Annotated in this window: 22 protein-coding genes; 8 read left to right on the top strand and 14 right to left on the bottom strand. The window is 52.3% G+C overall.

Annotated features, from left to right (window positions below; translation table 11 throughout):
• Positions 1-15: 15 nt before the first annotated feature.
• From ABJI30_RS15780 to ABJI30_RS15770, 3 genes are all read right to left on the bottom strand, one after another.
• The gene (locus ABJI30_RS15780) at positions 16-636 is read right to left on the bottom strand and encodes a glutathione S-transferase family protein (protein WP_348017643.1); all 621 of its coding nucleotides are present in this window, start codon (positions 634-636) and stop codon (positions 16-18) included.
• Between the two features lie 93 nt (positions 637-729).
• The gene (locus tag ABJI30_RS15775) at positions 730-1,479 is read right to left on the bottom strand and encodes a DUF3047 domain-containing protein (RefSeq protein ID WP_348017642.1); all 750 of its coding nucleotides are present in this window, start codon (positions 1,477-1,479) and stop codon (positions 730-732) included.
• Complete coding sequence (locus ABJI30_RS15770) at positions 1,476-2,267, bottom strand: DUF547 domain-containing protein (RefSeq protein WP_348017641.1); 792 nt, start codon at positions 2,265-2,267, stop codon at positions 1,476-1,478. Before ABJI30_RS15770 ends, ABJI30_RS15775 begins: the two co-directional genes overlap by 4 nt.
• 96 nt (positions 2,268-2,363) lie before the next feature.
• Here ABJI30_RS15770 and ABJI30_RS15765 point away from each other — a divergent pair, with 96 nt between their 5' ends.
• Positions 2,364-2,714 carry an EthD domain-containing protein gene (locus ABJI30_RS15765; RefSeq protein ID WP_348017640.1) on the top strand — a complete coding sequence of 117 codons (351 nt, stop codon included), beginning with the start codon at positions 2,364-2,366 and terminating at the stop codon, positions 2,712-2,714.
• Positions 2,715-2,728: 14 nt separating this feature from the next.
• On the opposite strand, the gene ABJI30_RS15760 is transcribed toward ABJI30_RS15765, so the two are convergent.
• Both ABJI30_RS15760 and ABJI30_RS15755 read right to left on the bottom strand, forming a co-directional pair.
• Positions 2,729-3,421, bottom strand: coding sequence for a YafY family protein (locus tag ABJI30_RS15760; protein ID WP_348017639.1), 693 nt, complete (start codon positions 3,419-3,421; stop codon positions 2,729-2,731).
• A 1-nt stretch (position 3,422) separates the two neighbouring features.
• A complete protein-coding gene (locus ABJI30_RS15755) occupies positions 3,423-3,794 on the bottom strand; it encodes a VOC family protein (RefSeq protein ID WP_348017638.1) in 372 nt (123 codons plus the stop codon).
• Between the two features lie 184 nt (positions 3,795-3,978).
• On the opposite strand from ABJI30_RS15755, the gene ABJI30_RS15750 reads away from it, so the two are divergent.
• A complete protein-coding gene (locus ABJI30_RS15750) occupies positions 3,979-4,746 on the top strand; it encodes an STAS/SEC14 domain-containing protein (protein ID WP_348017637.1) in 768 nt (255 codons plus the stop codon).
• Here the strand turns inward: ABJI30_RS15750 and ABJI30_RS15745 are convergent.
• From ABJI30_RS15745 to ABJI30_RS15735, 3 genes are all read right to left on the bottom strand, one after another.
• Positions 4,743-5,114, bottom strand: coding sequence for a DUF1428 domain-containing protein (locus ABJI30_RS15745; protein WP_348017636.1), 372 nt, complete (start codon positions 5,112-5,114; stop codon positions 4,743-4,745). The two genes, ABJI30_RS15750 and ABJI30_RS15745, sit on opposite strands and share 4 nt — an antisense overlap.
• 100 nt (positions 5,115-5,214) lie before the next feature.
• A complete protein-coding gene (clpA, locus tag ABJI30_RS15740; RefSeq protein WP_348017635.1) occupies positions 5,215-7,536 on the bottom strand; it encodes an ATP-dependent Clp protease ATP-binding subunit ClpA in 2,322 nt (773 codons plus the stop codon).
• 275 nt (positions 7,537-7,811) lie between these two features.
• Complete coding sequence (locus ABJI30_RS15735; RefSeq protein WP_348017634.1) at positions 7,812-8,009, bottom strand: DUF1192 domain-containing protein; 198 nt, start codon at positions 8,007-8,009, stop codon at positions 7,812-7,814.
• Positions 8,010-8,117: 108 nt separating this feature from the next.
• Between ABJI30_RS15735 and ABJI30_RS15730 the strand changes: the two genes are divergently transcribed.
• The 4 genes from ABJI30_RS15730 (at position 8,118) to ABJI30_RS15715 (ending at position 11,638) form a co-directional block, all read left to right on the top strand.
• Positions 8,118-9,131 (top strand): NAD(P)H-quinone oxidoreductase, encoded by a 1,014-nt coding sequence (locus ABJI30_RS15730; protein ID WP_348017633.1) that lies wholly within the window; start codon positions 8,118-8,120, stop codon positions 9,129-9,131.
• Complete coding sequence (locus tag ABJI30_RS15725) at positions 9,131-9,568, top strand: NUDIX hydrolase (protein ID WP_348017632.1); 438 nt, start codon at positions 9,131-9,133, stop codon at positions 9,566-9,568. Before ABJI30_RS15730 ends, ABJI30_RS15725 begins: the two co-directional genes overlap by 1 nt.
• Before the next feature lie 144 nt (positions 9,569-9,712).
• On the top strand, positions 9,713-10,399 hold the full coding sequence (locus ABJI30_RS15720; protein WP_348017844.1) for a DUF1013 domain-containing protein: 687 nt from the start codon (positions 9,713-9,715) through the stop codon (positions 10,397-10,399).
• Positions 10,400-10,522: 123 nt separating this feature from the next.
• Positions 10,523-11,638, top strand: coding sequence for an MBL fold metallo-hydrolase (locus ABJI30_RS15715; protein WP_348017631.1), 1,116 nt, complete (start codon positions 10,523-10,525; stop codon positions 11,636-11,638).
• Here ABJI30_RS15715 and ABJI30_RS15710 read toward each other — a convergent pair.
• From ABJI30_RS15710 to ABJI30_RS15700, 3 genes are all read right to left on the bottom strand, one after another.
• Complete coding sequence (locus tag ABJI30_RS15710; protein ID WP_348017630.1) at positions 11,635-12,921, bottom strand: TCR/Tet family MFS transporter; 1,287 nt, start codon at positions 12,919-12,921, stop codon at positions 11,635-11,637. The two genes, ABJI30_RS15715 and ABJI30_RS15710, sit on opposite strands and share 4 nt — an antisense overlap.
• Positions 12,922-13,082: 161 nt before the next feature.
• Positions 13,083-13,919 carry a class I SAM-dependent methyltransferase gene (locus ABJI30_RS15705; protein WP_348017629.1) on the bottom strand — a complete coding sequence of 279 codons (837 nt, stop codon included), beginning with the start codon at positions 13,917-13,919 and terminating at the stop codon, positions 13,083-13,085.
• Positions 13,920-14,023: 104 nt separating this feature from the next.
• Complete coding sequence (locus tag ABJI30_RS15700; RefSeq protein WP_348017628.1) at positions 14,024-14,650, bottom strand: methyltransferase domain-containing protein; 627 nt, start codon at positions 14,648-14,650, stop codon at positions 14,024-14,026.
• A 182-nt stretch (positions 14,651-14,832) separates the two neighbouring features.
• Here ABJI30_RS15700 and ABJI30_RS15695 point away from each other — a divergent pair, with 182 nt between their 5' ends.
• Positions 14,833-15,480, top strand: coding sequence for a rhomboid family intramembrane serine protease (locus tag ABJI30_RS15695; protein ID WP_348017627.1), 648 nt, complete (start codon positions 14,833-14,835; stop codon positions 15,478-15,480).
• Between the two features lie 42 nt (positions 15,481-15,522).
• Here the strand turns inward: ABJI30_RS15695 and ABJI30_RS15690 are convergent, their stop codons facing one another.
• On the bottom strand, positions 15,523-16,542 hold the full coding sequence (locus ABJI30_RS15690; protein WP_348017626.1) for a hypothetical protein: 1,020 nt from the start codon (positions 16,540-16,542) through the stop codon (positions 15,523-15,525).
• A 36-nt stretch (positions 16,543-16,578) separates the two neighbouring features.
• Here ABJI30_RS15690 and ABJI30_RS15685 point away from each other — a divergent pair, with 36 nt between their 5' ends.
• Positions 16,579-17,067, top strand: a complete 489-nt coding sequence (locus ABJI30_RS15685; protein WP_348017625.1) for a hypothetical protein — start codon at positions 16,579-16,581, stop codon at positions 17,065-17,067.
• Between the two features lie 159 nt (positions 17,068-17,226).
• Here the strand turns inward: ABJI30_RS15685 and ABJI30_RS15680 are convergent, their stop codons facing one another.
• The gene (locus ABJI30_RS15680; protein ID WP_348017624.1) at positions 17,227-17,898 is read right to left on the bottom strand and encodes a hypothetical protein; all 672 of its coding nucleotides are present in this window, start codon (positions 17,896-17,898) and stop codon (positions 17,227-17,229) included.
• A 297-nt stretch (positions 17,899-18,195) separates the two neighbouring features.
• Positions 18,196-18,840, bottom strand: coding sequence for a response regulator transcription factor (locus tag ABJI30_RS15675; protein ID WP_348017623.1), 645 nt, complete (start codon positions 18,838-18,840; stop codon positions 18,196-18,198).
• Positions 18,841-18,875 lie beyond the last annotated feature (35 nt).

Below are 18,875 nucleotides of genomic sequence, written 5' to 3'. Positions count from 1 at the left end.
TTGCTGTTGAAAGCGCTATCCGCCCGGATTTTCGGGCATCAACGCAGCGTCGATGGCTTTGGATGCCTGATAGTTTTCCCGGGCCCGGAGTCTTTCTGCGTAAGCCGTAAAACTTTCTCGCTCGGGAAAGGTCTGAAACAGCAAGCCCCAATCCACCTGTGAACCGACATAGACATCAGCCATGGTAAAGCGATCTCCGCATATATATTCGCGTTCCTGCAACACGCCATCGAGCACGTCCATGACTCTGTCGTAATTGCCGTAGCCAGCCGAGCGTTCCTGATCTTTTGTCGGAGTCAATCCCAGATTACGATCCGTGATGGCCTGTTCGACCGGTCCGGACGCGAAGAAAAGCCATCGATAGTAATCGGCCCGCTCGTCTGCTGTGGGGGACAGATTCGCTTCGGGAAACGCGTCTGCAAGATAGGCGGATATCGCCGCGCATTCTGTCACAACCTTGCCGTCATGCACAATGGCCGGAACCTTTCCCATCGGGTTGATCTTTAGATAATCATCACTTTTCATTTCAGTATCGTAATCCAGCAATACCTGATCATATTCGGCTCCGGCTTCGTGGAGGGCCCAGCGGACAATCTGACCGCGAGACATTGGATTGGTGTAAAAAGTCAAAGCCATGATTGAGTCCCTCTATCCACTTTAAGGATGAGAACATAATGGGAACAATTTGAGCTGTCAATGGAGCGAGACAGGGCTCTTGGCGGAAACGGATCAGAAGCGACAGGGGGCGCTTGCAGAAACCGCATGGATGTCCGCAAAGGCCGCACGAACGGTTTCACCGCTGTTGTCCGTGTCGCTGGAAATCGCGACGGACGTGACCTTGGCTTTTCTGGTTCGAAACTGTTTTCGGATATCGGATGCCAGATCATGTCGTTCGGTGATCCATTGCTGTGCCTGGCTGCTGCCCGATTGCGCCACGATGATCTTTGCCTGACGGGTGTAGACATTGTTGCGTGCAGTTCCGACCGGATATCGGTTGTCCCAGACATAGTTTATGGCACCATCGGGAATATCATTGCCGCCGCGTGCCCGGGCTATGGCCAGTTTTGCACGCGTCCCCAGGGAAATACTGCTATTGGGCAGGTCCAGTCCGATATATATACGGGCGGCCTGATCATCGCCGGACTTTTTCGATATGTCGGCTGTTCGCACCACATCGCTCACCCGCCAGCGCCAACACAAGATCGGTGTCCTGTTGAGATCCACCATGACACGCCGAGTGAACAACGCCATGCTGTTTCTGGCGCGGGCTTCGACGCTTGTCACACCTTCAATCTGCCTGATGCGGAATGTTGTCGCGGGAACTTTCTTGTCAATCCGGATGCTGCGCCATCCCGCAGTACCGGTTTCGAAATTGCTGATCCGCTGGATAGCGCCCGTTTGTGCTTCAGCGGGAAAGGCAGCGAACATACCCGTTATTGCAAGAGTCAAAAATTTGTGCCGGGTTGCTCCATGTGTCATGTGCGATTGAGCTTCCAGTCATAGCTGAGAAAGCTGACTTTGATTTTCCCTTGCTTCAGTTGCGCCTGCTGTCCTTTGTTCAAACCCAGCGCATTGGCGTAGATGGCGAGGAACTGATTGAGATTGTTCGCGCCGCGCCATCCTTTTCCAAAATCACCGCGATACCATTTAAAGATACTCGAAACCTCAAGCCGGCCGCCGCGCAAACGGTTGCGGCTACGGTCCCTCAAGAAAGATTTTGTGGCAGTGTTCAACTGTGCTGAAAGCTTGTCGCCACGATAGGCGGAGCGGGCCAGGGCAGGGCAGCCAATGCTCGCGCAATTGACGGCAAAGTGAATGCGCGGCTCGTTATATTTACCGCTGCCCCGGATCATGTCATGCTCGATATTGTCGAGTGACACAGTTTTGCCAAATAGCGGAATGAATGACTTTTTCCAGGGTGAACGAATGATCGATCCAAGGTCCTTGATCGACTTGAGATCAGGATATTTTGTCAGGACAAGTTCCACGGTCCAGGCGTTATATGCATTGATGAGAAAGGCGAGTTGGTCGTCTCTGGACCAGCCGTTAAACTGCGCTCGGGTAACCGACGACAGGGAATTCAGATAGGTTTTTAGCCGGGTCCGATCCTTTTGAAACTTGCCGTAATTGACGGCCGTTGATGACCCGCCTCCAACTGAGACCACATTGCGTTTCAGCAAATTGTCCCAGCCGCTATGGTCATGCGCAGCCGAGGCACTGGACGATACGGTCAGGGTGACAAAAGCAAGCAACAGGCGCAGTAACATCAGAATATGCCTTTCAAGGTGATATTTGTTAGTTCGGTTTGTTCCCGGCAATGGTTACATTCGTCAGCTCCACTGGACAGACTGGACGCTCGATCGATGATCAGACACTTTTTCCTCATTTCCAAAAAGCCGGATATCAGTCCGAACGCGTTTCGCGACTATTACGAAACCCGTCATGCACCGTTGATCAAGCGGCTGCTGCCAATGTTTGCCCATTATCAGCGCCATTATGTCGATCGGGACAATAGTGAGTTGGAATCCGGACAGGTGGAACCCGGCTTTGATGTCATCACCGAAATACACTTTGCCGGACAGTCGGAATATGATGCGTTTCGAGATGCGGTTTCAGATCCCGCGATCATCGCCGAGATCCGAGCGGATGAAGCAAATTTTCTGATCAGCGACGCGACCCGGTCGCTCCGAATGGATTCCACTTTCGCAGAATAGCATGTTGCCCGATCCTATTGGGGACCGTATTTTTCTTCGAGCTGGCGCAGGCATTCTGCGAGGGATCGTTCTGGGACATGGGTAAAGACCTGCCCGCTATCCGTGACATCTTCCATGCGATCAATGCGAAACATGCGAAAGTCATTGCGCAGTTCGCACCATGCCACCAGCGTCCAGACCTTGCCCCAGAACCACAGTCCGAGTGGCTGCACACGTCTATCGGTTTTGATCTCGCCCTTGTCGATATAGGAAAATGTCAGGATATGCCTGTCTTCGGCCGCGGTCTCGCATCGGTCGATCAGATTCCGTGTTGCCCGGGGCAAGCCCATTTCAGGAGCAAATATGCGGGTTCCACCGACTTGACTGCGTTCTTTGTCAGGAAGAACTGTTTCAATCTTGACCAGCGCTTCCTCGGCAGCTGCACTCATGGATGTTCCGCCCCAGGCACGCACCATGCGTGCGCCGGTGACCAGTGCGACGATTTCTTCGCGATTGAACATCAAGGGGGGCAAGTCAAATCCGGAGCGCATGATGTAACCAATGCCGGCTTCGCCATCAATCGGTACGCCGGTGGACTGGAGGTCCGCAATGTCGCGGTAGATTGTGCGTTCCGAAACTTCCAGCCGTTCGGCCAGCATCGCCGCTGTGACAAGCCGACCGCCCCGCAGATATTGCACAATCTGGAAAAGGCGGTCGGCTCTGCGCATGTCAGTTTTTGAAAATACCGAGCGAATTGCCCTCGGTATCCTTGGCGTAGAAGAATGAACCAGCCGGAATCTGGATCACGTCCGACACCACTTCACCACCGGCATTTGTCACCCGTTTCATGGCGTCGTCGAGATAACCATCAACAGCCAGATGGGCCGTGATTCCATCTCCTTGTGTCGCCGGTTTTCCTTCATACAAATGTCCGGAAGAGGACGTGTCACCTTCATAGGGCAGCATCATGATGGTTTGGGGGCCGGCATCATTCTTGACAAGCGGTGCTTCCAGCAATGCTTCGTAAAACTGCGACGCCCGCTGTAAATCCGTGGCCGGAATTTCGGTCCATACGAGACGATTATGTTTGGCTTCGGTCATGTACTTGCTCCTTCTCTTTGTTGGGGACAAGTTCGCTATGGCACAGGCCTACTGACAGCATATTGTCAGGAGTGATTGAAAAATGCCAGCAACATGATCCATGTCAATGACAGCGTGATCGTTTGGGACAACGTTGATCAAAGGCGTTCAATTCAGAGCGCTTGAGACAAAAGGAGTGTCACCCATGTTGAAAATCATTCCCGTGCAAGACGACGTCATCGCAATGTCTTTTGAAGGTCGAATAACTGCAGAAGAAGTGGACCAAAGCTATGACTTAATTGAAGAAAAGCTGAAGAGCGGTGAGCAGATCAGTGCCTATTTTGAGCTTCGTGACGAGCTCAAGGTGGAAACCGATGCGATAAAGCGAGACCTGACACGCGCTCACGAAATATTGGGCAAGCTGAAACAGTTCGAGCGGGTTGCGTTCGTGTCAAACGTCAGCTGGATTCGGGGGATCGCGAAACTGGAAGATCTGCTTTTTGGCAGGGACGATCTGGAGATGCAGGTTTATGACGAGAGCGAAGCAGACCATGCCTTCGCCTGGGTCAAGGGAGAAACGCAGGATCGCCACGGTCTGTCATTGCAAGAATTGAAAACGGATGACCCCAATGTCGTGGCCTTTGAGCTTTGCGGAAAAATGCGCAAGGACGATCTTGATGTCGCCCGGCAGATCATGAGCAAGTTTGTCGACGACAACCCGCCGCGCTGTCTGATGGCAAAGTTCACAAAGTTTCAGGGCTTTGAAATGGCGCTGATGGCAGATCGCGAAATGATCAAGGCCAAGCGCCAGGCAATGGACCATCTGGATCGCTATGCCATGGTCGGCGCGCCGGACTGGATTGAAAATATCGCAGAAACGCTCAGCGGCCTGTTCCGGTTTGAAATGCGCACGTTTGACCTTGATGAAGAGGACGAAGCGATGGATTGGCTGAAGGAAAGCGTGACAGCTTAGCGTTCCGCAGAAAAGACAGAAGTGAAGCTGCCATAAATCATCCTTTTGCCGTCAAACGGCATGGGGTTCTTCTCTGCATCCATGCGAGGATCTGTGGCCATGACTTCTTCCAGTTTTGCCATGCCGGTGTCCCGGGTCTGTTTGTCAGGCCATTCGATCCAGGAAAAGCAGACGGCTTCATCGTCCTTTGCCTGCACCGCTCTGTAGAAATCGGTGGTTTCGCCTTTTGATAAATCATCCTGCCAGCATTCCATGACCCGGGTTGCTCCAAACTCCAGAAACATCGGATCGATCAGCTTGGCATGTTCGATAAAAGCCTCCTTGTTCGCCTTCGGGCACGCCAGCACAAATCCGTCAACATAACTCATATCCTCTCTCCTCTTTGAGGCGGTCATAGCACAAAAAAAGCGGCGTGAGACCAGTCACGCCGCTTGATTTTTCGAGGGTCGCTAAACCTTCAGGGTAAAATTACTTTGTCTTGGACGGTGCTTTCTTTTTGGGCGGGGATTTTTTCTTCTTCGCCTTTGGCGCCGCGGGAGACACTTCGAACGTAAGCTCCTTGTCCTTCAGACGGACTTTGACCTCGCCGCCATTGACCAGTTTGCCAAACAGCAATTCTTCCGCCAGTGGCTGCTTGATTTTCTCTTGAATGAGGCGGCCCATCGGGCGGGCGCCATAGAGTTTGTCATAGCCGCGTTCGGTGAGCCATGCCTGGGCATCGTCATCCAGCGTGATGTGTACATTTTGATCTGCAAGTTGCAGTTCCAGTTCAAGAATGAACTTCTCGACAACCCGCGCCACGACTTCTGGCGGCAGGTAGGCGAAGGGCACGATGGCGTCCAGACGGTTGCGGAACTCGGGAGTGAACATTCTTTTCACTGCCTCGTCGCTGGCATCTTCCTTGGAAACATCGCCAAAACCAATGCCTTCTTTCGCCATGTCCGATGCACCGGCATTGGTCGTCATGATCAGGATGACATTGCGGAAATCCACTGTTTTTCCGTGATGATCGGTCAATTTTCCGTTGTCCATCACCTGCAACAGGATGTTGAACAGGTCGGGGTGGGCTTTCTCGATTTCGTCGAGCAGCAACACGCAATGCGGGTTCTGGTCGACGGCATCGGTCAGCAGGCCGCCCTGATCATAGCCGACATAGCCGGGAGGCGCGCCAATCAGGCGGGAAACGCTGTGACGCTCCATATATTCCGACATATCGAACCGTTTGAGCGGAATGCCCATGATCGAAGACAGTTGACGAGCAACCTCCGTTTTACCAACACCCGTCGGCCCGGAGAAAAGATAATTGCCAATCGGCTTGTTGGGTTCGCGAAGCCCGGCACGCGAAAGCTTGATCGCGCTGGACAGCTTTTCGATTGCAGCATTCTGGCCGAACACAACGCGCTTGAGGTCCTTGTCGAGACTTTCAAGAGTCTTCTTGTCGTCTTTCGAAACCGATTTAGGCGGGATCCGTGCCATGGTTGCAATCACCGCTTCAATATCCTTGGTGGTGATCATCTTTTTGCGACGTGACGGTGGCAGCAGCATCTGCATGGCCCCAACTTCGTCAATTACATCAATGGCTTTGTCCGGTAACTTGCGATCATTTATGTAGCGTGTGGATAATTCAACTGCGGATTTCAGTGCGTCGGGTGCATAGCGTACCTTGTGATGTTCTTCGAATGCGCCACGCAGACCGGCGAGAATTTTGATGGTGTCTTCGACACTTGGCTCGTTGACATCAATTTTTTGAAAACGTCGCAGCAAGGCGCGGTCTTTCTCGAAATGGTTGCGGAATTCCTTGTAAGTTGTTGACCCGATGCAGCGAATGATACCGCCCGACAAAGCCGGTTTTAGCAGGTTCGAAGCATCCATCGCACCGCCGCTGGTGGCGCCGGCACCGATGACCGTATGGATTTCATCGATGAAAAGGATGGCGTCCGGCATTTTTTCCAGTTCGGAAACAACCTGTTTCAGGCGTTCCTCAAAATCACCGCGATAACGGGTGCCCGCCAGCAGCGAGCCCATGTCGAGTGAATAAATAATGGCTGGCTTCAAGACGTCAGGTACCGTTTCTTCAACTATGCGCAGCGCGAGGCCTTCCGCGATTGCGGTTTTGCCCACGCCAGGTTCGCCGACATAGAGCGGGTTGTTCTTGGAACGGCGACAAAGGATCTGAACCGTGCGATCGACCTCGGCCTGACGACCAATTAGCGGATCAATGCGGCCATCCTTGGCCTTTTCATTGAGATTGACCGTGAACTGGTCCAGTGCGGTTTCTTTCTTCGCCTTGGCGTCTTTCTTGTCTTCAGCTTCCTCATTGCCGGAGAGTTCGGCAGGATCAACAGCCTGTCCGCCCTTGCCGACGCCGTGACTGATAAAGCTGACGGCATCAAGACGGCTCATGTCCTGCTGCTGGAGGAAGTAGACCGCATAACTTTCGCGTTCCGAGAACAGGGCGACGAGAACGTTTGCGCCGGTGACTTCATCCTTGCCGGAAGATTGCACATGAAGGATCGCGCGCTGAACCACGCGCTGAAACCCGGAAGTAGGAGAGGGATCGATGGACTTTTCTACCTTGAGAGAGTCCAGTTCGCTGTCGAGATAGATGACAACCGCGTCTTCCAGTTCGCCAATATCGACACCGCAGGCGTTCATCACCTGAGATGCATCGCCATCTTCGATCAAAGCGAGGAGGAGATGCTCCAATGTGGCATATTCATGGGACCGGTCGGCAGCATGCTTCAGTGCCTGATGCAGGGTCTTTTCCAGCGATTCTGCGAATGATGGCATGCATTTAACTCCTTGTTGGGACGATTGTGTGTCCCGTTGATCTTGCCGTGTTGCTGTCGGGCGTTTCGGCCTGAACCGTGTGTTTCATATCTGTTCCTCTTCTATTTATGCGCCTTGTTGTGAACATCAAGGGCCGGAAGGGATGGATTAGCAAGGATCGGGCCAAGTTTATCTTTAGTGATGTGTCTCGTCTCCTGAATGGTCTGGTTCGGGTCAGATCGGAACAGACTATTAAGAAACAGGGTTAACAAATCCTTACCAGATTGCCAGCAATATCATTTTTTAAACAGGTCATCCGCACTTGCACGATGCGATACGGCGAACTTTTTCTTTGCTTCACAGCGGTCTATTTCAATTCTGAGCAGAGAAATACGGGATTCCAGCTCATCCACCGAAAAAGGATCGAGATCCTGTTTTACGAGCGCCGACAAGGGATCATTGGCGCTTCTCGGCAAATCGTCGTCAATATCCATGCAGTTTCTCCCTGTTCGCTGTGTCAGTCGTGAGAATGCAATGTTGACCGACTGGCTTATGCTGTCAATATGGCAGCAACACGGTCGCAAGTGTTGAGGGAGCATGAAATGACGGTATCTGAAGTATTGCAATCTGAAATGACCGCAATCGCGATTACGGAACCGGGCGGACCGGACGTGCTCCAACCACAGACTATGGCCTTACCCGAACCTGCAGCGGGAGAAGTTTTGATCAAGGTTGCGGCCGCTGGGGTTAATCGACCCGATGTCATTCAGCGCATGGGTTTCTACCCTGTTCCGCCAGGAGCATCACCGCTACCGGGACTGGAAGTATCGGGAACTGTGGTTGCACTGGGACAGGGCGTTGAGCCGGAATGGATGGGGCGCAAGGTCTGTGCGCTGACCAATGGCGGGGGCTATGCGGAATTTTGTGTGGCTCCGGCAACTCAGTGCCTGAGCGTACCGGACAGCCTGACCATGGCAGAAGCGGCTGCGCTGCCCGAGACTATTTTTACGGTGTGGGGAAATCTTTTTAACCGCGGCTTTGCGCGCGAAGACGAGACCGTCCTTGTCCATGGGGGCACCAGCGGCATTGGTACCATGGCGATCATGCTCGGCAAGCTGGTCGGCCTGAATGTGATTGTTACGTGCGGGAGCGATCAAAAATGTACGGCTGCAAAGACGATCGGGGCCGATCATGCGATCAACTATAAAACGCAGGATTTTGTTGAGGAAATCAAGAAGATCACCGGTGGGCAGGGGGTTGAAATTATACTCGACATGGTCGCCGGGGATTATGTCCAGCGCAATCTAGATTGTCTCAAGGAAGATGGCCGGCATGTGACCATTGCAGTGCAAGGCGGTCTGAAAGCGGAAATCAACATGGCACAGGTCATGATGAAGCGCCTGACCCTGACCGGTACGACCCTGCGGCCTCAGTCTGCCGAACGTAAAGCGCTGCTCTGCGATGAAATTTATCGATATGTCTGGCCGGACGTCGAAGCGGGGCGTCTGAAGCCGGTAATGGACGAAAGTTTTCCGCTGGCGGATGCTGCGAAAGCACATGCCCACATGGAATCTGGCGACCATATTGGAAAGATCATTCTGACTGTCGATAGCTGATGGATAAGCTGACCGACTTTCACGGTGCCAAAGTCGCCCTTTTCGCGGATGATGATTTGCTGGTCTACCGGCGCGATGACATTCCGGAAATACCGTTTCCCAACATGATTGATCTGCCCGGCGGCGGAAGAGAAAACGGTGAAAGCGGGACGGAATGCGTCATCCGTGAAACCCGCGAAGAGTTTGGCATCACCCTCGAGCCGGGCGCGCTGAAGCTTGCAGAAGAATATGAAAACTGGCGCGGTTCGGGAGCCGGTGCCCTGTTTTATGTCGGCGCACTTTCGAGCGCCCAGGTGGAGGCTATCGATTTTGGCGATGAAGGGCAGCACTGGAGCCTGATGCCTGTGTCAGAATTTGTTGCGAGCGAAGAAGCCGTGCCGCATTTGAAACAGCGAGTGCAGATCTGGATGGAAACAGAAAGCCACGATTTTCGGTAAGCAGCCGCAATGAATATCTTGCCGATTGCCCAGAGATCGCTTACATAAGCATATACGAAGGCCGTCTCCGCAAGGGGGCGGCCCTTATTTTATGGAGAAATGGCCGTGGCCGCAGCAACATCAAACGAAAATTCCACCCCGCTCATGCAGCATGCAACCGCAAGCTGGCTGGTTGACAACACCGCATTGAGCTTTGACCAGATTGCCGAGTTCTGCGGTATTCACATTTTGGAAGTCAACGCGATGGCGGATGATCTGGCGGGTTCGAAATATACTGGTCGTGATCCTGTTCAGGCGCATGAACTGACCAACGAGGAAATTGCCAAGGCTGAGGCGGATCCGGAATATCGCATGGTATTGCAAAAAGGCCCGGATCAGGTACGCCGGACCAAGGGGCCGCGCTACACACCGGTCTCCAAGCGTCAGGACAAGCCAGATGGTATCGCATGGCTGCTGCGCAATCATCCCGAAATTTCCGATGCTCAGGTTGGCAAGCTGATCGGTACCACCCGGACGACGATCAACGCCATTCGCGAACGCGAACACTGGAACATTGCCAATATTGTGCCGAAAGATCCCGTGACTTTGGGGTTGTGCTCACAGCGCGAACTGGATGCGGTTGTGGCCAAGGCTGCCAAAAAGGCCGGCATCGAGCCAGAAATTCCCGAAGACAAGAAATTGGGCGGAGACAAGGAAGCTCTGATCGCCGAATTGCAGGAAGAGCGGGCGCAAGCGGAACGCGATGCAGAAGCTGCTTTGGCTGCCGAAGCAGGCGAAGGGGAAATTCCGACGGAAGAATTGACCGCAGATAACCTGTTCAAGGACAGCTAAGCGGCCAGGTTCCGGCGTTTGTAAAAGCCGTCGTCAATTTTGATAACGAACACTCGACTGTCTTTTTAATCAGTCGATTAAATTCAGTTGCGCCTGTGCGCCGGATCGGGTTAGAGTCAGGTCATGGACGCACCGCGCAAACCCCCGGCATATGATGCAACGCTGGCTGATCATGGCTTCGATCCGATCGAAGCGGAGGGGCTGACCTATCCGCTCGGCGACTATGAACCCAAATATGGCGAATATTTTGAGCTGATGCCCGGCATAGGCTGGACGCGGACGCCGGTTCCCGGACCATTGGGCCATATCAATAACTGGGTACTCGACGATGTTCACGAGAATGGCGAGCCCGGCTTTGCCATTGTCGATACCGGCCTGTTCATGCCGGCTGTTATCGATTCCTGGAAACATCTGTTTGAAAACGGATTGAACGGGAAGACCGCGACGAAAATCGTTGTTACCCACTATCATCCCGACCATGTCGGTTGCGCAGGCTGGCTTGCGAACCGTTTCAAGGCTCCGGTGCACATGAACCGCACGGAATGGCTGCTGGCACGGATGCTCACGGCAGACAATGGCGAGGAAGTCCCCCAGGAAGCTCTTGATCAATGGCGCTTTGCGGGCTGGGAAGACCGATTGATCGACAATTTTGCAAAGAAAGGCTGGGGCCGGTTTGCGAGTGCAGTGTCCCGGCTGCCGATTGGCCACATCCGTATGGATGAAGATGATCAGCTACGCATCGGTGACAATGACTGGCGGATCATGATCGGTCGTGGCCATACACCGGAACATGCCTGCCTGATCGACGACGCCAATCATGTGATGATTTCAGGCGATCAGATTTTGCCCAGGATCACGTCCAACATATCCGTGATGCTAAGCGAGCCGGAAGCGGATCCTCTGGGAGAATGGCTGGAGAGCATTGACCGGTTCCGGGCAGAAATTGATCCCAATCTCCTCATTCTGCCGGCGCATGGACGACCCTTTAAAGGGGCGCATCAGCGGCTCGACACATTGGCGGCGCGGCATAATGAGGCGCTGGATGATCTGGCAGAAGCGCTGGCGCAAAAACCGATGCGCGTGGTCGACAGTTTCCCATTGCTGTTTTCCCGCCCGATTGGCGAAGATGTGATCGGGATGGCCTCCGGAGAGGCGATGGCAACTTTGCGCCATCTGGAATATACCGGCCGGGCTGTCCATGAGATCAAGGACGGTACTGCCTGGTATAGCGCTGTTTAGGGAACGACCGGCTCAGCGGCAGGAGGTGGTACATCATCGCTGTGACAATGCATGGCATAGCCGCGCAAGAACACGACCAAAGCTATGGCCGCGATAATTCCTGCTAGGCCAAATGGCGCGCCCGGCAAGTAGGCGAGGGCGCCGGGTATCGTGAATGCAGCAAACACCGCCGTAAACAATGGCGGCCCAATCACCGATGCGATGCTTTGCAGACTGGATACGGCTCCCTGCAATTCGCCTTGCGTATCGTCAGAGACTGCCTGACTCATCAGGCCGTTAATCGAAGGCTGGAATAGTCCTTGCAAAGCCCCGATCGGAATGGCGACAAATATCATCCATCCCTGACCGGGCCCCGCGATCACGTAGAAAACGGTGCTGATAGCCATGCTCACAGCCCCGATAATTACCGCATTTCGTTCGCCAATTCGCGGAATGAGCACCCGGATCAGCAGGCCCTGGACAATGGCCGCACCAATACCAACACAGGCCAGGGCAATGCCAATCGTGATCCCGCTCCAGCCAAAGCTCTCCATTGCAAAAAACGCGAAGACCACCGGATAGACGACGTGCCCGGTCATCCAGATTGTGAGAGCAGCCGCGTACCAGAGCACCACGCGGTTTTGTCCGCCCAGCCCCTTGAGGGCCGTAACTGCATTGGCACGGGCCAGTTGAAATGGCCGTCGTTTCTCTTTGGGCAGGCTTTCGCGCAACATGAAGAAACCGAAGACCAGATTGAGCGCCGCGAGACCGCCAGCTGCAAAAAAGGGCAAACGAACCCCATATTCTCCCAATATCCCGCCGATTGCAGGGCCAAAAATAAAGCCCAGGCCAAAGGCAGCGCCAATGAGCCCAAAATTTTGTGACCGCTTTTCCGGGGGCGTGATATCGGCAATATAAGCATAAGCGGTGCTGAAACTCGCTCCCATGATACCCGCAACAATACGTGCCACGAACAACCACAACAATGTTGGGGCAAATCCCATCAGCGTGTAAGCAATCGCATATCCACCAAGTGCGCCCAGCAACACTGGCCGGCGTCCGAAACGATCTGAAAGATTGCCGATGACCGGGCCGAACAAAAACTGCATCGCGGCATAAGCGAAAGCCAGCCAGCCGGCATCCACCGCCGCCTCTGACAGGCTGCCGCCGGTGATTTGCGTTATCAGGGTGGGAAGAACCGGCATGATGATACCGAAACCGAGCATGTCGATGAGAACCACGAGAAATACAAATATGACCGATGATTTTGCCGCCGGTACCGACGCGGGCTGGGCTTCAGTCATTTTCGGCATGTCCTCAAGAGCTTTGGCCTCTATCTATATGGAAGTGGCGAGCAGATTGCCAACAGAAGATCGCGGAGTGGAACTCAAACAGCGCAGGGATCGGATTTCGGCTTTATCCCGAAAGCGGAGATTAGACAGAACGGACAAGAATTAGTGTCAGTTCAGATGGCGGAGGCGATGATAGCTATCTGCTCGCTGGTATCGTTATAGACTTCGCCTGTCATTGAGGAAGCCAGATGATCAATCTGAAAGCCTGCGGTTTCCAGCTCCATTCTGATGCTATCAATGGAGAAATACTGAAGCCAGTTGCAGACTTCCCAGTGCTTTTCTGGTTGGATAATTAGATATCGATCAAGGCTCGCTTTCTCGCTTTCATATCTGAATGAATTGTGCAGGCCCACATAGTCTTCTGATGACCAAAACCCATTCATAAGATTATGTTCGATCGAAATTCCTTCACGGAAGTTTGAAAACCCGACGAATGAATACACATCCAACGCAAGCTGACCGTCATCGTTGAGGCTCTTGTGTATCTGCCGGAGCAGTTGGTGACGCTGGTCGCTGGCAAGGACGCAAAAATCGCAATATATCAAAGTGAAGATATCCATACCCGAAGGCAGGGGATCATGAGTATAGTCCAAAATCTCATATTTGATCGGTTGCGTCGATCCGGTTGCGTTTTTGCGTGCGTATTCGATAGAGTTCGAAGAGATATCAACTCCAGTTGTTTCCGCACCACGTTCGCCGAACTGTCTGGCGTACAGTCCAGGTCCGCACCCAAGATCGCAGAGCTTTTTACCCTGAAGCTTCAACCGATCATCCAACCAAGCGACAGAAGCTGCAATGGTTTCCGGTTTTCTTGATGCACGATCATTGGATGGATCAATATGAGCAGCCAACATCTTGTTTGAGATATGTGGATCGCTCCAGAGCTTTGGAGTTGTGTACGTAGAAAACAATTCAGGCTTTATCACAAAGTTCGTAAGTAGCTCGTGCATCGAGCGAGCTTACACTAATTATAATCTATTGGAACAATTCATAACCAAGTTGAAACTATCCATATCAGCCGCTCTCACGCCCAAAGCAGTCTACACAACGCCGCTTATTCAGGTTTTCGCGCAACGATGAAAGCGACCTTGGCCTTGCTCATTCGGTGATGATCTTCGATGATAAACCCAGCCTCGGTGATGGCTGCGGCAAGCTCTTCATGAGTCAAACTGTCCACAACTTTCGGAGCTTTGCCGATCAACTTCATTGCGCTGATCAGGAGCGGAAAGAAAAATGCCATATTGCCGAGACAAACGGTTGAAGAAATGAATCTGCCACCCGGTTTTAGCGTATCGCGGATCTTGGCAAGCCCGGCGGACCGGTCCGGCAGAAGATGCAGGATACTCATGGCGAGCACGGCGTCATATTGAGCGGACGGCCAGCAAGCCATGCCGATGTCCTGCTCCGAAAAGGTTACATTGCTTACGCCTTGATCTTCCGCTTTCTTGCGCGCAATTTCCAGCATCCCGGATGAAATATCCGTCGCCAGATACTGGGCGACATGCGGAGCGTGGCGCAGAGCCGTCGTGCCCGTGCCGCAGGCGATTTCGAGGACTTCAGCATTGGACGGGAAGAGGTTTTGTGTGAGTTTCAACTTCTTCTCATAGGCGCGTTCATCCCGTATCTTGGAATTGGCATATCCTTCAGCGATTTTGTTCCAGAATTCTGCAGGTTTAGACATGACGCGCTCCCGTTGGCGTAAAGAACTGAGATAGGGAGCGAGTAATCAACATTCAATATCGATCAAAGCGTTGCGAACTCGGATTGACGTGGGTCGATACGGTTCGTTCAGCGCCCTTAGCAGCGGCCCTGGATCCTGCAAATTTGCAGTGCGGTTGACCGGATGCTAGACCAAACGGGCCTATGAATATTCCCAATCTAACAGAACGCCTGAAAGTCATAGCGATCCTATGTGGATTATTTGTCGCGGTTCATTTCGCCAATCTGTTATCCGGCGGCTATCTGAATAATTACGGCATCGAACCGCGAGAGATTGACAGCATTTACACGATCTTCGTCGCGCCGTGGCTGCATGGTGATTTGACGCATTTGGGAAACAACATGCTTGCGATAGTGGTGTTCAGTTTCCTGTGTTTGCTCAATGGCAGGCGCTATTTTGTGATCGCCAGCTTCATGATCATTGCAATCACCGGCATCCTCGTTTGGCTATTTGCCCGGGATGCACTGCACATTGGCGCAAGTGGCTGGATATTCGGGTTATGGAGCCTGACCATTGCACTTGGATGGATAGAGCGCAGTTTCCGCAACATTGTAGTCGCGCTAGGCGTTGTCTTTTTTTATGGCGGTATGGTGTTTGGTGTATTGCCCACCGCCGGCTTCGTTTCTTTTGAATCACATCTGTTTGGCGCAATCGCAGGAATCCTCACTGCCATTTTTCTCGAACGAAACCGTAATCTGGTAACCGCAACTAATGCGCCGCGGCCTTCGCTGGAATTTGGCAAATCTCGCCATCCTTGGCGATTTTTGATTCGCCGTAGTAAGCATCGTTAGGCTTGGTTAAATTGTTGTGTCCGCTTTTGCGCCCAACGTTGGTCAATCTGTGAAATTGTAGACATTCTCGCCACGGCCGGCTTCGATTGATATTGAATGGAACACGCGCAACGTGCCGCCAATGCAAGGTAATGTATCGGCATTGCGGAACGCATAAGCCCTCTCTTTATCTGTACACATTGGTGTGCTGTTACCGGTCCAGTTTTTGCCGGTTTCTGGATCAAATGCCCAAACACGGACAGAATATTCCAAGCCTTTTCCATCCGGTCCATCTGGCAAAAACAGGTTCGCACATTTTTTTCGCTTGGCAAAATAACGCCCCTGTGAAAACCAACCGGCCTCTCCGCCTATGGCGGCTTCTTTCCAATAGGCAAATCCGATCGCAATTTTTTTGGAACCCGTTCGATTGCACAATTTTAACATCGTGCGTTGAGCATCTCGCGCTTTTTGGGCTCTCTTGATCTCCCGTCTTGCAATAATTGCTTCGGTAATAGCCGCTGCAATATTGTTCGCAGCCCCTTGTGCCAATTCTGCAGTTGTGGGCTTCGGGGCTACATAGCCCGGTTCGGGATAGTAATCTGGTTCAGGATAGTAATCAGGATATGTCTCTTCTTCGACAACCGGCCGAACGAAAGCAGGTGACGATGACGCTGCAATGCGGGTAGGCAGCACCTTTGTCGTATTTCGAACATAGGATAGCTCCGCACGCGCACCACCAGTCAAAAAAGCAGAAACACCTTCAACCTCACCGCTATCATAATTGAAATAGGCCGATGCGCCGCTGCCTCCTATCGCAGCAAATGCAACTGTCGCGCCATGGGCATCTCCACCAAATGCATGGTTGTTTTTCTTGTACATTCCAACGGTAACCGCAGACCCTGCGCCCAGAGCAATAAACTTGACCCCAAGAGTGTGATATGTAGCGACAGACTGCTTGCCATTCACATCGAATGCGAAACCATTTTCGCCTTCAAATCCGACACCAAATGCACCGCCGCCACTGGCACCAAAAGTCACGGTTTGATATCCGGCCCGCTTTGCTTCGTTTAAGATGGTCCGCATACAGCTGCTGGACATCATCCGCTGCGCAAGTACTGATTGATCAACCCGCTGCCGGTTCCGCATCATTATATCCAGACTGCAATTTGTCATGGATCGAATGACTATACCCAGCAGATTTCCACTCTCTTTTACGGTATTTTTTGCCAGATTCACAATATCAGCGTCATTCTGAATACATTGATTTTTGATGAAATGTTGAACCAGTCGGCCATTGCAGGAAGGTATGTGCGGAGGAGGGCAAGGCTTTTGACCAAGTCCACCGCATGTATTCGGTCTCTTCAAAGCCTGCTTGATCGCTTGTCCGGTTGCTGCCGCCCCATCTTTGACCGTATTGACGATGTCGTTGTCCTTGCGGATGCAAACACCTTTGATGAAATCCAATACCAAACGGCCATTACATTTTGTCGGGAAACAAGCCTTCTGACCTTCACCACCGCAGCTTTGTGCATAGACCCCGGAAGACAGTGGACCGACGGAAACCGGAACCGTCAACGCACCTATTGCTGCGAGAATGAACAAGAATGAAACCGCCCAATTTGTAATATGAACTCTGGGAGTATGGAAGATTGATGAAGCAGAGCTTTGCATAGGTTTATCTTTCGAAAATTGGGTCAAAACAATGATGATCGCGCAAAATGCTGGTGCACCGCTAGATTTCTTGGGGGTGCACCAGCGATGTTTGTGTCATTTTTTAGTGAGGTTGATCCGGGTGTTACGGTTGTCCCGGCTTTCCCAAAGCAAATTGCCATTGGGTAAAACGGTATAGACACCGCTGCCTCGAGTATCTTTGAACTCGCTATCACTAATCCGTTTATAAGTGACGGCTTTCCCGGTCTTTCCCTTCCGGATGGGTGTGACCGTAGCTGTGTTGCCATCGGTCATTCGAAACTTGTTGATGTTTCTGCGATTGTTTGCGAACCGAAATTCGCCTTCAAGATTATATTTGTTTGTATCGCCAGCGATTTGACCCGTTCGCACTAGAGTTATTTTGGTCGCGCCTCTTTTCCAGACCATCGCACCGGAATTCGTAAACGTGTAAGTTGCACGGTTCTTCTTGAAAAGACCTGCTTCTCGCCACACGCCGTCTTTTACTTTTTCGTAGATAACAGCTTTACCTTTTTTGCCGCGGCGAATCGGGAAAACCTCGAGCCCACCAAATATGTCCATCTTAAATTCATTGATGAGAGATCCGTTGTCCGTTGCTTGATAGATGCCATCGACACGTTTTTTGGTAACCTGTGCATGGGCTTCAGGGGCCAATGTAATGAAAGAAGCACCGGTCATGGGAAGTGCTATCGCAAAGGCAGCAGCGAGTTTCATCGCTCCGCGACGGGATGTATTTACTGATTGGGCCATTATATTTCCTTTCTCCAAATTTCGGCAGATTGCGTCTTGCCTTGTCACTGGGAGTAAAGGACGTCGTTCCATGCCGTCATGAGGTCGATCCCCTATATTGCAATTTGGAGAATCTTTTTCTGTCCGCTGGGACGGAATCAGGCACCAGAGAATGAGGGATTTTCCTCATTCAGAAAAAGAGAAAATTCTGATAGACCTCGAAGAATGAGGGGCAGCGACAGAAAGCAATCTAACATCCGGGACGTAGCATTATTTGATGTATGTGCTGCGGCGGTGATGACCACATTTGCACAAGGATCACAATTGGCGCGTTTGATCCAGCAGTCCTTCTTTCAGCGCATAGGCAATAAGCTGTGCAACCGAGTGGACATCCAGCTTTGCCATCAAACGTGTGCGATGATTATCAACCGTTTTGGCGCTTACACTCAATCGTTCCGCTATTTCGGCATTGTTGCATCCATCGGCAATCAAATGCAAAACTTGACGTTCCCTTGCGGTCAGTGGCGGCACTTCGGTGTGTTCTCCCAAAATGGCCAACACCTCCCGTGCAACATAAGAGCCGCCACCCAACACCACCTGAAAACCCTTGCGCATTTCATCCGGTTTGGTCGATTTCAAAAGCAGACCGTCTACCTCCGCTGCAATCCAATCGGCAAGATGCCCTTTTGCATTGAAGCCGGTAATGACAACGATGCGCGTTTCAGGGCTCCATCGGCGCACTTCAACAAAAACTTCCATTCCCTTGGCAAGCGGCATACCGGCATCAAGGGTAAGCAAAGTGGGTTGCAGTTCCTTGGAAAGCGAAATGGCTTCCAGGCCATTTTCAGCTTCGCCGACGATTTCGACATCGTCAATTTCTTCAAGGATAGCGCGCAGACCATCCCGAACGACCGCATGGTCGTCTGCGATAACCGCACGGCGCTGGCCCATTGGTAATGTCAAATACACTTCCCCCCAATAGCCTCAAAACTATATGC

The organism is Parasphingorhabdus sp. (assembly GCF_039968395.1).
Taxonomy (GTDB): Bacteria; Pseudomonadota; Alphaproteobacteria; order Sphingomonadales; family Sphingomonadaceae; genus Parasphingorhabdus.
Note: the sequence above shows the minus strand (reverse complement) of the source record. Positions and strands in the feature narration are given on the sequence as shown.

Excerpts from the sequence above, each read along its gene's own strand:
- ABJI30_RS15780 (WP_348017643.1), bottom strand. The coding sequence starts at position 636 with ATGGCTTTGACTTTTTACACCAATCCAATGTCTCGCGGTCAGATTGTC.
- ABJI30_RS15775 (WP_348017642.1), bottom strand. The coding sequence starts at position 1,479 with ATGACACATGGAGCAACCCGGCACAAATTTTTGACTCTTGCAATAACG.
- ABJI30_RS15770 (WP_348017641.1), bottom strand. The coding sequence starts at position 2,267 with ATGTTACTGCGCCTGTTGCTTGCTTTTGTCACCCTGACCGTATCGTCC.
- ABJI30_RS15765 (WP_348017640.1), top strand. The coding sequence starts at position 2,364 with ATGATCAGACACTTTTTCCTCATTTCCAAAAAGCCGGATATCAGTCCG.
- ABJI30_RS15760 (WP_348017639.1), bottom strand. The coding sequence starts at position 3,421 with ATGCGCAGAGCCGACCGCCTTTTCCAGATTGTGCAATATCTGCGGGGC.
- ABJI30_RS15755 (WP_348017638.1), bottom strand. The coding sequence starts at position 3,794 with ATGACCGAAGCCAAACATAATCGTCTCGTATGGACCGAAATTCCGGCC.
- ABJI30_RS15750 (WP_348017637.1), top strand. The coding sequence starts at position 3,979 with ATGTTGAAAATCATTCCCGTGCAAGACGACGTCATCGCAATGTCTTTT.
- ABJI30_RS15745 (WP_348017636.1), bottom strand. The coding sequence starts at position 5,114 with ATGAGTTATGTTGACGGATTTGTGCTGGCGTGCCCGAAGGCGAACAAG.
- clpA (WP_348017635.1), bottom strand. The coding sequence starts at position 7,536 with ATGCCATCATTCGCAGAATCGCTGGAAAAGACCCTGCATCAGGCACTG.
- ABJI30_RS15735 (WP_348017634.1), bottom strand. The coding sequence starts at position 8,009 with ATGGATATTGACGACGATTTGCCGAGAAGCGCCAATGATCCCTTGTCG.
- ABJI30_RS15730 (WP_348017633.1), top strand. The coding sequence starts at position 8,118 with ATGACGGTATCTGAAGTATTGCAATCTGAAATGACCGCAATCGCGATT.
- ABJI30_RS15725 (WP_348017632.1), top strand. The coding sequence starts at position 9,131 with ATGGATAAGCTGACCGACTTTCACGGTGCCAAAGTCGCCCTTTTCGCG.
- ABJI30_RS15720 (WP_348017844.1), top strand. The coding sequence starts at position 9,713 with ATGCAGCATGCAACCGCAAGCTGGCTGGTTGACAACACCGCATTGAGC.
- ABJI30_RS15715 (WP_348017631.1), top strand. The coding sequence starts at position 10,523 with ATGGACGCACCGCGCAAACCCCCGGCATATGATGCAACGCTGGCTGAT.
- ABJI30_RS15710 (WP_348017630.1), bottom strand. The coding sequence starts at position 12,921 with ATGACTGAAGCCCAGCCCGCGTCGGTACCGGCGGCAAAATCATCGGTC.
- ABJI30_RS15705 (WP_348017629.1), bottom strand. The coding sequence starts at position 13,919 with ATGCACGAGCTACTTACGAACTTTGTGATAAAGCCTGAATTGTTTTCT.
- ABJI30_RS15700 (WP_348017628.1), bottom strand. The coding sequence starts at position 14,650 with ATGTCTAAACCTGCAGAATTCTGGAACAAAATCGCTGAAGGATATGCC.
- ABJI30_RS15695 (WP_348017627.1), top strand. The coding sequence starts at position 14,833 with ATGAATATTCCCAATCTAACAGAACGCCTGAAAGTCATAGCGATCCTA.
- ABJI30_RS15690 (WP_348017626.1), bottom strand. The coding sequence starts at position 16,542 with ATGCGGACCATCTTAAACGAAGCAAAGCGGGCCGGATATCAAACCGTG.
- ABJI30_RS15680 (WP_348017624.1), bottom strand. The coding sequence starts at position 17,898 with ATGGCCCAATCAGTAAATACATCCCGTCGCGGAGCGATGAAACTCGCT.